Origin of the sequence: Mesorhizobium sp. WSM4989 (genome assembly GCF_029625795.1) — a bacterium.
Taxonomy (GTDB): Bacteria; Pseudomonadota; Alphaproteobacteria; order Rhizobiales; family Rhizobiaceae; genus Mesorhizobium.
Genome location: NZ_JARTVN010000002.1, coordinates 1677668 through 1689667, shown reverse-complemented (window position 1 = coordinate 1689667; position 12000 = coordinate 1677668). Strand labels below are relative to the sequence as shown.

Sequence of the window (12000 nt, the reverse complement as noted above, 5' to 3'; positions counted from 1 at the left end):
ACGGCTTGCACAGGTGACGATTGGCTGAGACCTTTGGGCGCAGCCTTCCGCCACCATTGCAACCAAATTGGCCGTTTTACGTTGGCGGCCATGACAGACAGCAAGCCATTTGAGAAGCCGGTGGTGGTCGAACTCGGCCATGTCGGCAAATATCGCCAAATAAGCAGCACCCGCGAAGCGGCCGAGTGCCTGATGACCGTATGGCCGCTCAATCGCGGCCAGCGGCATCGTGATGCTCTCGATACTTGCCTGAAAGCGCTGGAGGGGTATCGTTCGACGGCGGACGCGCGCCGCGCGCTGATCGAGGCAGCCGAGGAATCTGAAGTGCTGGTTCCCGAAGAAAGGCTGTCCGACGGAAAGCTGCATTGAGCAGGCAAAGGGCTTCTCGACCGGAGGATTCCATGGCGAAACTGACCTACAAGATCGTCGAGCATGACGGCGGCTGGGCCTACATGGTCGGCTCGACTTTTTCAGAAACATTTCCCACCCGCCAGGACGCGCTGCGCGCGGCTGAAATTGCTTCGGCCGAGCAGCAGGTCGCCGGCACCACGGATGGCATCCAGTATGAGGATTCCGAGGGTGTCTGGCATGACGAACTGGCCGATGGCCGCGACCGGCCGCAGACCGAAGTCTCAGATTAATTTCCGTCGCTCGACCTTGCTGCGACCGACGCTGTAAAAGCTTCACGTCGGTCGCTCGCTGGCGAACGGACTACTTGCCGCAATACTGGTCGTTGACGTTCGGGCCGGCATTCGCGTCGGGGCCGGCCGTATCCGAGGCGCATGGGCCGACGGCACCGTTGCCGAAGCTGTTTAGCGCGCTGGCGTCGCGATCCGAATAAATGCTGCCCGTGGTGTAGGGATCAACCGGCGCTTGCTCGCTATGGACCGGGCGATCACGATGCCACCACCACCAAGCGTCCGACGATTGTGCCATAGCCGAGGTGCCCATGCCCAGGACAAGCGCCGAGGCTGCAAAAATCTTCCTAAGCATATTGGTCTCCATCTGGTGAATTGCCGCATTCTTGCTGGCCGGAAATTCGCCAGCCGACACGGATTAAAACCGAGGGTTGGAGCCGAAGTTCCCGTTGCAAGTGTAGGTGAGGCGGAATGTCCGACACTTTTGTGTGACGGTTCGTGAACGGACGCGATCCCTCTCGGCCTTTGACTCGAACGGGATCCTCACGCTGGGAATGCGCGCGCGGCGATGCGCTCGATAAAGGCTACGACGCGTTCCGGTTCCACGAATTGCGGCATGTGCCCGAGCCCTTGGACGCGTCCGAAATCGAGCTCTCTGATCCTGCCCGGCATCGGTTCGCCATGAGCCGCGATGCCGATCACCCGGTCATCCGCGCCGAACAGAATGCCGGCCGGCATCAGGATCTCGCCATAGCGCTGTTCGAGGCGGCCGAGATCCTCTTCCACCGCCACGATATCGGTGGAGGTCGCCTGGAAATGGGCGGGCCGCAACCCGAGCCAACCACCTCCGGCGATCATGTAGTCCCCCGGCACGGCTTGCGGCGCAAAGATGAACTTCATCGTCGGCTCCGCATATTTCAGGCTGTACGGTATCGCTAAAGTATGGGCCAAGATCCAGCGCTTCAGGCGCGAGGGAACATAGAGCAGGTCGAATTTCTGGCGCACCCTCGCCTCCAGATGCGTCAGCGGCGCGATGAGCGCGATGCCGGAAATCGCCGTCGGATGCTCGATCGCAAGTGCAAGCGCGATGGCGCCGCCCAGCGAATGACCGACGATCAAAGGCCGTTCGAGCCCAAGCTCCTCGATGAAGCGCCGCACCACTTCCGCCTGTTCGGGCAGACGGCCGCTCGCCCCGCCCGCCCGCACCGAGTATCCCGAGCCCGGCCGGTCGAGAGCGATCAGCCGGTAGCCGGCGCCGAAGCGGCCGAACAGCGTGTGCCGGAAATGATGGAGTTGCGCGCCGAGCCCGTGCAGGAACACGATCGGCCTGCCCTCGCCTGTTTCGACATAGTGGATGCGGCTGCCGCCGATCTCGATGAACTTGCCGCACGCCGGTACCAGCCTCTCGGCCTTGGTCGCGATCCACGATGTTGCGAGCATGAAGCCGAGCACGACGGCGGCCGCCGCAACGAGCAGACCACCGATCAGCCATGGCAAAATCGATATCAGCATCTTGCACCCGAGCCGTACCGACGCACCTTACTCGCAACCGTGTCTGCCACAAGAGCCCCGCCTCGCGTGCGCATTGCGGCCGGCTGTCCGCCGCGTTATTTCAGGCAACCTGCAGCCGGAGTGAGCCATGCCCGAAATCGTCACCGCCGCCATGCTCGTCATCGGCGACGAGATCCTCTCCGGCAGGACCAAGGACAAGAATATCGGCCATCTCGCCGATATCATGACCGCGATCGGCATCGACCTGAAGGAAGTGCGCATCGTTCCCGACGAGGAGGACGAGATTGTCGCCGCCGCCAACGCGCTGCGCGCCCGCTATACTTATGTCTTCACCACCGGCGGCATCGGCCCCACGCATGACGACATCACCGCCGATTCGATAGCCAAGGCCTTCGGCGTGCCTTGCGAATACGATGCCAGGGCTTACGCCATGTTGGAGGCAAGCTATGCCGAGCGCGGTATCGAATTCACCGAGGCGCGCAAGCGCATGGCGCGCATGCCGCGCGGCGCCGACCACATCGATAATCCGGTATCGATCGCGCCAGGCTTCCGTATCGGCAACGTTCACGTGATGGCCGGTGTGCCGTCGATCTTCCAGGCGATGCTCGACAATGTCGTGCCGACGCTGAAGACCGGCACCAGGATGCTGTCGGCCACCGTGCACTGCCCCTTCGGCGAAGGCCTGATCGGCGGACCGCTCGCCGACATCCAGAAGGCGCATCCCGACACCATTATCGGCTCCTACCCGAAATATGGCGACGGCAAATTCTGGACCGAGCTCGTGGTACGTGCCCGCGACGAAGCGGCTCTCGAGGCCGCGCGCCAGGACGTTGCGGCCATGGTGGCGGGCCTGTCGGCTGCGAGCTGACCCCGGAACCAGAAGGCGCGCGCCGACGTTTCTGGCACGGCACTTTCGTTGCGGCCATTGATGCCGGTGGCGATCTTGCGCCGATAAATTTGAGGGATCTGCCATGCGCTTCAAGACGATCGTCGCCATTCTGCAGAACGAACAGGACGCCGAGCGCGTGCTCGATTGCGCCATCCCGCTTGCCGAGCGGTTCGAAAGCCACCTCGTCGGCATCCACGCCGAAGCGCTTCCGGTCCCCTATACGTCGGCAACCGGTTTCCCCGACACCGAATTCCTGCAAGTCTCGGCCGAGATGAACAAGGAGCGCGCCGACAAGCTGCAGGCTGTCTTTCTCAGGCGCGTCGAGGATTCCGACCTGTCCTTCGAGTGGCGGAGCCTCGAAAGCTTCTCCGGCGACAGCGCGCTGACCGGCATTTCGAGCGTGCGGGCGGCTGACCTGATTATCGCCGCGCAGCGCGACACCGGGGGCGATCCGGGCGCCGATGTCGATACGCTGGTCTACGATGCCGGCCGGCCGGTGCTTGTCGTTCCGCATGCCGGGCCGCTCGTCACCACCTTCAGGCGTGTGCTGCTAGCGTGGAACGGCAGTAAGGAGGCGGCTCGTGCAGCATTCGATGCCCTGCCCTTCATCAGCGAGGCGGACAAGACCGACATTCTCGTCATCGATCCGCCGGAAACGCTCGACGAGGCTCCCGAGGCGGCGGGCGCCGAGATCGCGGCTGCCTTGTCACGCCACGGCGCCAATGTCAGCGTTTCCGTGCAGAAATCGGGGGCAAGCTCGGTCGACGACATCATCCAGGAGAGGATCGCCGAATCCGGCGCCGATCTGCTGGTGCTCGGCGCCTACAGCCACTCATGGCTGCGACAGCTCCTGTTCGGCGGCGTCACCCGCACCGTGCTGCGCACGGCAAACGTGGCAGCCTTCCTGTCGAGATAAGCCTGTCTCCGCGAAGTGGGAATCGGGTTCGGGGGACAAGGACATGTACCAAACAGGGAATTTGCACCGCGTCGCCTGAACAGCGCGACGCGGTATAAGTACACAGCCATCCCTGGCGGCCACCTTGCCAAGGCCGGCGCTTTCCGGCTAATTCCGGCTGCATTCCATCGTATCTGCGCGCTGCGGCGCGCGCTTGCGGAGTGCACGAACCATGTCCCTTCCCGAAAAAGCCTTTCCGGTCTCCTGGGACCAGTTCCACCGCGATGCCCGCGCGCTCGCCTGGCGGCTTTCCGGCACCAACAAAGGCCAGTGGAAGGCGATCGTCTGCATCACCCGAGGAGGCCTGGTGCCCGCCGCGATCATTTCGCGCGAGCTTGGCATCCGCGTCATCGAAACGGTCTGCGTCGCCTCCTATCACGACTACACCAGCCAGGGTCAGTTGCAGGTGCTGAAGGAGATCTCGCCTTCGCTTCTTGCCGATGACGGCGCGGGGGTGCTCATCATCGACGACCTCACCGATACCGGCAAGACGGCCGGCATCGTGCGCGCCATGATGCCGAAGGCGCATTTCGCCACCGTCTATGCCAAGCCGAAGGGCAGGCCTCTGGTCGATACATTCGTCACCGAGGTCAGCCAGGACACTTGGATCTACTTCCCGTGGGACATGGGTTTCACCTATCAGAAGCCGATTGCCGACGATCACGCCGGCTGATCGTTGGAAGCTGCTGCTTCCGTCCAGCGCCCGCCCAAATCACTGTTTGCCGCATAGAAAAGGCTCTCGGGGAGAAGGCTCTCGGCGGCGATGATTTCGCAATGGCCTGCCCTGTCCGGGTTAAGCAAACCGAGTGAAGTTTTTTACTTTTATCGTCCACAATACGTCGTAAGATTCGTTTGATGGCAAATGATTCTAGAGGCTCGGGGCAGCTTCTACGATGTTGACGAGGCCAACGACGCACAACCAGATGGCCGAAAGAGTCCGACGACTCTTCGGCTCAGTGCCTTGCCGCCTGCAGGTTGCAGCCCTGCCTTGGCGTGAGAACGAAAACGGCGTCGAGATCATGCTGATCACCAGCCGCGATACCGGGCGCTGGGTGCTGCCGAAAGGCTGGCCGAAAGCCAGGGAGCCGCTTTGCGTAGCTGCCGCCCGCGAAGCGGGCGAGGAAGCGGGTTTGCACGGCACGGTCTCGCATCTCGAAGCCGGCCGCTATTTCTACGGCAAGGTCCTGGCATCCGGCGAGGAAGTGCCTTGCGAGGTCCTGGTGTTCCCGCTCAAGGTCGACCGGGTCGCGGACCGCTGGAAGGAAAAGCGCGCCCGCACCCGCAAATGGGTCGGCTCCGCCGAGGCCGCCCGCATGGTCAACGAGCCCGATCTTTGCCAGATCATTGCCTATTTCTGCGCCGATCCGCGAAAATTCGCCTGAGTCATCGCTCACATAACGCATATGTGACCCGACGAGCATGCCGCGCGTTGCGGTGCGCGAACATCGGTGCTTTGTGTGGTTAATGCAGTGCCGATTCGGCTAATGGCGTCGATCGATGACGAACTCCGCGCAACCACTTGAAGAAGACTCCGGCGAACACCGGCGCGAGCACCGCCAGCGCGTGCTCAAGGGCGGGACGATCATCACCGGTATCCAGAATTCCGAGGTCAGTTGCACGTTGCGCAATCAGAATGCCGGTGGCGCCGAGCTGAAAGTCGCACCGGAATCACGCGTTCCCGATCGTTTCCTGCTCTACGTCCCGCTCGATGGCGTGGCGTATCGCGCGGAAGTCCGCTGGCGCCGCAACGACCGCGTGGGCGTCAAGTTCACCGGTACCGAGGCCAAGCCCAAGTTGCACTACGGCTAACGGTCGGCCCGCAAGGCGGGAAGGCACCCGGCCGAAGCCGGATGCCTTTCCTCAGGCGACCAGGCCTTTGGTGAGTTCGAGCGCCTGGCGCTCGAACAGCCGGCGGTAGATACCGCCGTTCAGCCGGATAAGCTCGTCGTGCGAGCCTTCCTCGATGATGCGGCCGCGGTCGAAAACCAGCAGCCGGTCGAGTGCCCGCACGGTCGAAAGCCGGTGCGCGATGACCAATGTCGTGCGCCCGACCATCAGCCGCTCCATCGCCTTCTGGATGAGCACCTCCGATTCGGAATCCAGGCTCGATGTCGCCTCGTCCAGGATCAGGATACGCGCATCGGCCAGGAAGGCGCGCGCGATCGCCACGCGCTGGCGCTCGCCGCCCGACAGTTTCACGCCGCGCTCGCCGACCAGGGTTCCGTAACCCTTGGGCAGATCGGCAATGAAGTCGTGCGCGCTGGCGAGCTTCGCGGCATGCTCGATCTCGGCCTGCGTTGCGCCCGGCCTGGCATAGGCGATGTTCTCGGCCAGCGACCGGTGAAACAGGATCGGCTCCTGCTGCACGATGGCGATCTGGCTGCGCAACGATGATTGCGCAACCTTCGAGATGTCCTGGCCGTCGATCAGGATCCGGCCCCCGTTCACGTCATAGAGGCGCTGGATCAGCTTGACGAAAGTCGTCTTGCCCGATCCCGAATGCCCGACCAGCCCGACGCGTTCACCCGCGGCGATCTCGACCGAGAAGTCGCGATAGAGCGGCAGCCGGTGATTGCCGTAATGGAACGTCACCTTCTCGAACGCAATGCTGCCGTCGGTGATCCGGATCGGAGCGGCACCGGGCCGGTCCTCGATGCCGAGCGGTTCGGACTGGAAGTCGACCAATTCCTCCATGTCGTTGATCGAGCGCTGCAGGTTGCGGATATGCGTGCCGATATCGCGCAGATAGCCCTGCAGGACAAAGAACGACGTCAAAACAAAAGCGATGTCGCCGGCACTCGCCTCGCCCCACGCCCAAAGCATGAGCGCAAGGCCGATCACGGCCGCCCTCATCAAGAGCAGCATCGTGCCTTGCGCGGTGCCGTTGAACGTGCCGCGCACCCAGGTACGGCCCGTGCGCAGACGCCATTTGGCGACCACGCGGGCAAGCCGCGCTTCCTCGCGCGCCTCGGCGCCAAAACCCTTGACCACGGCATTGCAGCTCACCGCGTCGGCCAGCGCGCCGCCGAGGCGTGTATCCCAGCTGTTGGCGAGGCGTGCCGCCGGCGCGACGTAGCCAAGCGACAGCATGGCGGTGACGGCGATGAACAGCACCGAGCCGATCGCGACCACCAACCCCATCATCGGCCAGAACCAGCCGAGCAGCAGCGTCGAGCCGACCAGCATGACGAACGACGGCAGCAGCGCGATCAGGATCGTGTCGTTCAGCAGGTCGAGCGCCCACATGCCACGCGTTATCTTGCGCACCGTCGAGCCGGCGAAGCTGTTGGCGTGCCAGTCCGTCGAGAAGCGCTGGACGCGGTGGAACGCGTCGGCGGCGATGTCCGACATCATCTTCAACGTCAGTTCGACAATCCCCATGAAGGCGGCGTTGCGCAGCACCACAGCCGCCAACGCCAGCGCCATCAGGATGGAGAACGCCGTCATTGCGGCATGCCACGCAACCTCGTCGGCGCCGGCGCTGCTGGCGACCGCGTCGACCAGCCGGCCGGAATAGAGCGGCGTCAGCACGTCGGCCAGCGTCGAGAGCAGGAATGCGCCCATGATGAGCGACAGGCGCCACGGCTGGCGGCGCCAGTGGCCAAGCGTGAAGCCGAGCACGCTGCGAAAGGCGCTGGCGCGCAGATCTATTCTGAAACGAGCCATGATGTCATCCGGGCGCAGAGAGGCCCGGTCCCGCTAAAATCAAATTGGAAAACCCGCGCCGGCGCCCTATGGCGCCCTTAGAACGGGGAGGTTCAGTATGGCTGGTCGCGCGCCCTCGGTGGCGACCGGCAGAGCCAGATGCCTGCCTGCGGATGGCCTTCCGAACGGAGTTCGGACGGCCGGTGCAGATCTAGGCTTCGCGGCCTCGCATAACGATGTCAAATCCTGCCATACGGTCCTCCCGAAAGGGAATCGCGGAAGCGCTCTTATAGAGGCGGCTCACCATCTCGCCAAGGCAGGGCGGCGCCAGGAGGGCGTCTTGTCCGGCCACTGAGACGATTTTGCAACAATGGTGGGTTGCGCTGCCAACAGCGCCGGTTCAGGCGAACAGCTTTGCGTTTCAGCGGACTAGCTGCGATCCCGGAACCGATTGGTGATCGGGTAGCGGCGGTCGCGGCCGAAATTCTTCTTCGTGATCTTCACGCCTGGGGCCGCCTGCCGGCGCTTGTACTCAGCAATGTAGAGCAGATGCTCGACGCGCGTCACCGTCGCCCGGTCGTGGCCGCGCGCGACGATGTCGTCAACGCCCATCTCGTGCTCGACCAGGCATTCGAGAATGTCGTCCAGCACCGGGTAAGGCGGCAGCGAATCCTGGTCGGTCTGGTTTTCGCGCAGCTCCGCCGACGGCGCCTTATCGATGATGTTCTTCGGAATGACCTCGCCCGATGGGCCGAGCGCCCCCGGCGGCACATGCGCGTTGCGCCAGCGCGCCAGCGCATAGACCTGCATCTTGTAGAGGTCCTTGATCGGGTTGAAGCCGCCATTCATGTCGCCATAGAGAGTGGCGTAGCCGACCGACATCTCACTCTTGTTGCCGGTGGTGACGACCATCGAACCGAACTTGTTCGAGATCGCCATCAGGATCGTGCCGCGCGCACGGCTCTGCAGGTTTTCCTCGGTGATACCTTCCTGAGTGCCCTCGAAGAGCTGGGTCAGCGCATGCCGGAAACCTTCGACCGGCTCGGAGATCGGCACGATGTCGTAACGGCAGCCGAGCGCGCGGGCGCAATCCTCGGCGTCCTTCAGCGAGTCCTTCGAGGTATAGCGATAGGGCATCATGACGGTGCGCAGCCGCTCCTCGCCAAGCGCGTCGACCGCCAGTGCAGCGCAGATCGCGGAGTCGATGCCGCCGGAGAGGCCGAGCACCACGTTCTTGAAGCCGTTCTTGTTCACGTAGTCGCGCAGGCCCAGCATGCAGGCCCGGTAGTCGGCCTCCTCCCGCTCCGGAATCTTCGACATTGGGCCTTCGGAACAGACCCAGATGCCATCCCTTCGCTTCCAGGTGGTGACGTCGACCGCTTCCTCGAACTGGCTCATCTGGAAGGCAAGCTTCTTGTCCGCGCCGATGGCGAAGGAGGCGCCGTCGAAGATGAGTTCGTCCTGGCCACCAAGCTGATTGGCGTAGATCATCGGCAATCCGCATTCGATGACCTGACGGATCACCACCTGGTGGCGGACGTCGATCTTGGCGCGGTAGTAGGGCGAGCCGTTCGGCACAAGCAGGATCTCGGCGCCGCTCTCGGCCAGCGTCTCGCAGACGGCGATGTCGCCCCAGATGTCCTCGCAGATCGGGACACCGATGCGCACCCCGCGGAAATTCACCGGCCCTTGCAGCTCCGGCCCGGCCTGGAAAACGCGCTTCTCGTCGAACTCGCCATAGTTCGGCAGGTCGAGCTTGTAGCGCTCGGCGATGATCTTGCCGCGATCGGCGAAGACGATGGAGTTATGCGTGCCGGTCCGGCGCTTCAGCGGCGTGCCGATGATGACGCCAGGACCGCCATCGGCGGTGTCGGCGGCGAAATCCTGCGCCGCCTTTTCGCAAGCCTTCAGGAAGGCCGGCTTCAGCACCAGGTCTTCCGGCGGATAGCCGGCGAGGAAGAGCTCCGTGTAGAGCACCAGATCGGCGCCCTGGCGGGTCGCATCCGCCCTTGCCTCGCGCGCCTTGGCGAGATTGCCGGCGACATCGCCGACGGTCGGGTTGAGCTGGGCGACGGCAATGCGCAGTAGGTCGGGAGCGGTCTGGGTCATGAATTGGATTTAGCGTGGCGGCAATCGCCGGGCAATGGCGATTGCTTGTGCCACCCAGGACTGGCCGGCGAATGCCGGTCATGTCCCGCCTCAGCCGGAGGCGATCAGGCCTGCTCGCCCATGTATTCGCGCAGCGTCTCCGGCGAATGGTTCTCGCCGATCGACATCGCCAGAATGCGCGAGATGTGCCGGCGCGGCAGCCCGGTCGCGGCGGACCATCGGTTGATCTGCGCCTGGATCTTGTCGAGATCCCGCTTCGAAGTCGGGCTTTCGGCGATGTCGAGACCGGCGTCGCGCAGCGCCGCCGCCATGTCGGCGGAAACAATGAAGGTGTCCCACTCCAGCCAGCGCAGAAAATACTGGCCGGTGTTGCCGCCGAGCCGGCTGCCATGCTTGCCGAGATAGGCGGTCAGCCCGACCTGGTCGTCGGCCGGCCAGTCGGCCAGGAACTTGCCGAAGCCGCCATGTTCCTTCGAGACGCGGTCGACGAAAGCCGCGTTGTCGCGCACGGATTTGATCTTTTGCGGGTTGCGCACGATGCGCTTGTCGGACGCCAGCTCGTGCCAGAAGTCGTCCGGCTGGAACAGGAGCCGCTTGGGCTCGAAGCCAAGGAACGCCTCCTCGAAACCAGGCCATTTCTGCTCGATCACACGCCAGACGAAACCGGCGGCAAAGATGCGCTCGGCCATCGTGGAGAGGATGCGGTCATCATGAACTTTCGCCACGGCAGCGTTGTCGGGCATAGGTCCGAGCAGCGACGCCAGCGCCTCTTCACCGCCCTTGCGTTTTGCCGCCCGGGCACGAATTCGCTGGAAATCGGCCATTTCCGCCCTCGCCTGTGCCGACCAATCTATCACTTCCCGTCAGGCTCGGTAGCCTCTACCTCTATACGCAATTCCAGGAAAAGTGCGAAGCGGTTTTCCGTCCGGAATTGCGTGAGATAAGTGAGAATTCCAGGAAAAGTGCGCAGCGGTTTTCCGTCCGGAATTGAGTGAGCTAAGTAAGCAATCTCAGGAAAAAGTGCGCAGCGGTTTCCATCCGGATTCTTGGAACCCGGGCCTGACGACGGAGAGGACGATGAACAAGACGGTCGAGGATCTGTCGAACCGCTGGCTGAAGCGAAAGCCGGACGGTCTCTCTCCTCTCGAGAGCCGCGTGCTTAAGTCGACGCTGGAACGCACCACCATCACCAGGGACACCAACAAGGCAGTCGCCTTTCATCAGAGCTATGGCGATCGCGTTGCCGACACGATCGCCCGTATCGGCGGCTCATGGTCCTTCATTCTGGGCTTCATCGCCTTTCTGGTGCTGTGGACCTTTGGCAATGTCTGGCTCTTGTCGCGGAACGCCTTCGATCCCTATCCCTTCATCTTCCTCAACCTCGTGCTCTCGATGGTCGCCGCCTTGCAAGCACCGGTGATCATGATGTCGCAGAACCGCCAGACCGAGCGTGACCGCATCGACGCCGCCCATGACTATGAGGTCAACCTGAAGGCCGAGATCGAGATCATGGCGCTGCATGAGAAGCTCGACGAACTGCGCCACAGTGAGCTCATCGGCATGCGCGACGAGATCCTGCGCATGGCCGAGCAGATCAGGCGGATCGACGACAAGCTGTCGGCGCGGTCGGCGGGCTGATGACCGAGGCCATCCATCGTCTCATCGAGCAATACGGGCTGATCGCGGTCTTCCTTGGCTGCATCGCCGAGGGCGAAAGCGCTGCCATCCTCGGCGGCTTCTTCGCCCATCAGCACATATTCGTGCTCTGGCAGGCTTTCCTGGCCGCGTTTCTCGGCGCCTTCGCCGGCGACACGGCTTTCTTCACCCTCGGCCGCAGCTTTGCCGATCATCCCTATGTCGTCAGGCTGCGCAGGCGGCCGGGTTTTCGCCGCGCCTACCGGCTGCTCAACACCCATCCCAACATCTTCGTGCTGACGAACCGCTACATCTACGGAATGCGGCTTGTCGGCGGCATCGCCGCCGGGCTGTCGACCGTGTCGGTGCCGCGCTTCGTCATCCTGAACGCCATCTCGTCGGCAGTCTGGGCAGCCCTCTTCGGCACGGTCGGCTATGTCTTCGGGCTGGGGGCGGAGCGCATGGTCGGCCAGGCATTTGCCCGCCATGAGCGCGTGCTCGTAGCCCTCGCCGTCGGCATCGCTGTGGCCGTCCTGGCCGGACTGGTTGCCCGCCATTTTGCCGGAAGGGAGCGCGCAAAGGACGCAAAAGAGGATCAGGCCGAATCCTAAGCTGTC

The 12000-nt window shown here is 63.4% G+C and carries 14 protein-coding genes; 9 read left to right on the top strand and 5 right to left on the bottom strand.

All coding sequences use genetic code 11. From position 1 onward, the window contains the following. The first annotated feature begins 90 nt into the window (after positions 1-90). Together P9217_RS20845 and P9217_RS20840 are read left to right on the top strand one after the other, a co-directional pair. Positions 91-369, top strand: coding sequence for a DUF982 domain-containing protein (locus P9217_RS20845; RefSeq protein ID WP_066998903.1), 279 nt, complete (start codon positions 91-93; stop codon positions 367-369). Between the two features lie 32 nt (positions 370-401). Beyond that, the gene (locus P9217_RS20840; RefSeq protein WP_067328195.1) at positions 402-641 is read left to right on the top strand and encodes a DUF2188 domain-containing protein; all 240 of its coding nucleotides are present in this window, start codon (positions 402-404) and stop codon (positions 639-641) included. A 70-nt stretch (positions 642-711) separates the two neighbouring features. Here the strand turns inward: P9217_RS20840 and P9217_RS20835 are convergent, their stop codons facing one another. Continuing rightward, a complete protein-coding gene (locus tag P9217_RS20835) occupies positions 712-1053 on the bottom strand; it encodes a hypothetical protein (RefSeq protein ID WP_347404364.1) in 342 nt (113 codons plus the stop codon). 128 nt (positions 1054-1181) lie between these two features. Then, positions 1182-2150 carry an alpha/beta fold hydrolase gene (locus P9217_RS20830; RefSeq protein WP_278087439.1) on the bottom strand — a complete coding sequence of 323 codons (969 nt, stop codon included), beginning with the start codon at positions 2148-2150 and terminating at the stop codon, positions 1182-1184. A gap of 127 nt (positions 2151-2277) precedes the next feature. On the opposite strand from P9217_RS20830, the gene P9217_RS20825 reads away from it, so the two are divergent. The 5 genes from P9217_RS20825 to P9217_RS20805 all read left to right on the top strand — a co-directional run bounded on the left by P9217_RS20825 (position 2278) and on the right by P9217_RS20805 (position 5803). Further along, positions 2278-3018: a competence/damage-inducible protein A gene (locus tag P9217_RS20825; RefSeq protein WP_278087438.1), complete on the top strand. Its 741-nt coding sequence runs from the start codon at positions 2278-2280 to the stop codon at positions 3016-3018. 103 nt (positions 3019-3121) lie between these two features. Beyond that, positions 3122-3955 (top strand): universal stress protein, encoded by an 834-nt coding sequence (locus P9217_RS20820; RefSeq protein WP_095802222.1) that lies wholly within the window; start codon positions 3122-3124, stop codon positions 3953-3955. A gap of 211 nt (positions 3956-4166) precedes the next feature. After that, positions 4167-4667 (top strand): xanthine phosphoribosyltransferase, encoded by a 501-nt coding sequence (gene gpt / locus P9217_RS20815; protein WP_066998919.1) that lies wholly within the window; start codon positions 4167-4169, stop codon positions 4665-4667. A gap of 220 nt (positions 4668-4887) precedes the next feature. After that, entirely contained in the window at positions 4888-5376 is a 489-nt protein-coding gene (locus P9217_RS20810) for an NUDIX hydrolase (protein WP_095802221.1), read from the top strand. Between the two features lie 115 nt (positions 5377-5491). Further along, on the top strand, positions 5492-5803 hold the full coding sequence (locus P9217_RS20805) for a PilZ domain-containing protein (RefSeq protein ID WP_095802220.1): 312 nt from the start codon (positions 5492-5494) through the stop codon (positions 5801-5803). A gap of 51 nt (positions 5804-5854) precedes the next feature. Here the strand turns inward: P9217_RS20805 and P9217_RS20800 are convergent, their stop codons facing one another. The 3 genes from P9217_RS20800 to P9217_RS20790 form a co-directional block, all read right to left on the bottom strand. Next, positions 5855-7660 carry an ABC transporter ATP-binding protein gene (locus tag P9217_RS20800; RefSeq protein ID WP_095802219.1) on the bottom strand — a complete coding sequence of 602 codons (1806 nt, stop codon included), beginning with the start codon at positions 7658-7660 and terminating at the stop codon, positions 5855-5857. Positions 7661-8068: 408 nt separating this feature from the next. Further along, positions 8069-9748: an NAD+ synthase gene (locus P9217_RS20795; protein WP_095802218.1), complete on the bottom strand. Its 1680-nt coding sequence runs from the start codon at positions 9746-9748 to the stop codon at positions 8069-8071. 104 nt (positions 9749-9852) lie between these two features. After that, a complete protein-coding gene (locus P9217_RS20790; protein ID WP_067328175.1) occupies positions 9853-10572 on the bottom strand; it encodes a DNA-3-methyladenine glycosylase I in 720 nt (239 codons plus the stop codon). 253 nt (positions 10573-10825) lie between these two features. Here P9217_RS20790 and P9217_RS20785 point away from each other — a divergent pair, with 253 nt between their 5' ends. Both P9217_RS20785 and P9217_RS20780 read left to right on the top strand, forming a co-directional pair. Continuing rightward, positions 10826-11386, top strand: a complete 561-nt coding sequence (locus P9217_RS20785; protein WP_095802217.1) for a DUF1003 domain-containing protein — start codon at positions 10826-10828, stop codon at positions 11384-11386. After that, positions 11386-11994 carry a DedA family protein gene (locus P9217_RS20780; protein ID WP_278087437.1) on the top strand — a complete coding sequence of 203 codons (609 nt, stop codon included), beginning with the start codon at positions 11386-11388 and terminating at the stop codon, positions 11992-11994. Before P9217_RS20785 ends, P9217_RS20780 begins: the two co-directional genes overlap by 1 nt. The last annotated feature ends 6 nt before the right edge of the window (positions 11995-12000 follow it).

Bases quoted from the DNA above. Each gene is read 5' to 3' on its own strand.
- P9217_RS20785 (WP_095802217.1), top strand. From the start codon at position 10,826: ATGAACAAGACGGTCGAGGATCTGTCGAACCGCTGGCTGAAGCGAAAG.
- P9217_RS20795 (WP_095802218.1), bottom strand. From the start codon at position 9,748: ATGACCCAGACCGCTCCCGACCTACTGCGCATTGCCGTCGCCCAGCTC.
- P9217_RS20825 (WP_278087438.1), top strand. From the start codon at position 2,278: ATGCCCGAAATCGTCACCGCCGCCATGCTCGTCATCGGCGACGAGATC.
- P9217_RS20780 (WP_278087437.1), top strand. From the start codon at position 11,386: ATGACCGAGGCCATCCATCGTCTCATCGAGCAATACGGGCTGATCGCG.
- P9217_RS20790 (WP_067328175.1), bottom strand. From the start codon at position 10,572: ATGGCCGATTTCCAGCGAATTCGTGCCCGGGCGGCAAAACGCAAGGGC.
- P9217_RS20845 (WP_066998903.1), top strand. From the start codon at position 91: ATGACAGACAGCAAGCCATTTGAGAAGCCGGTGGTGGTCGAACTCGGC.
- P9217_RS20810 (WP_095802221.1), top strand. From the start codon at position 4,888: ATGTTGACGAGGCCAACGACGCACAACCAGATGGCCGAAAGAGTCCGA.
- P9217_RS20820 (WP_095802222.1), top strand. From the start codon at position 3,122: ATGCGCTTCAAGACGATCGTCGCCATTCTGCAGAACGAACAGGACGCC.
- P9217_RS20800 (WP_095802219.1), bottom strand. From the start codon at position 7,660: ATGGCTCGTTTCAGAATAGATCTGCGCGCCAGCGCCTTTCGCAGCGTG.
- gpt (WP_066998919.1), top strand. From the start codon at position 4,167: ATGTCCCTTCCCGAAAAAGCCTTTCCGGTCTCCTGGGACCAGTTCCAC.
- P9217_RS20840 (WP_067328195.1), top strand. From the start codon at position 402: ATGGCGAAACTGACCTACAAGATCGTCGAGCATGACGGCGGCTGGGCC.
- P9217_RS20805 (WP_095802220.1), top strand. From the start codon at position 5,492: ATGACGAACTCCGCGCAACCACTTGAAGAAGACTCCGGCGAACACCGG.
- P9217_RS20830 (WP_278087439.1), bottom strand. From the start codon at position 2,150: ATGCTGATATCGATTTTGCCATGGCTGATCGGTGGTCTGCTCGTTGCG.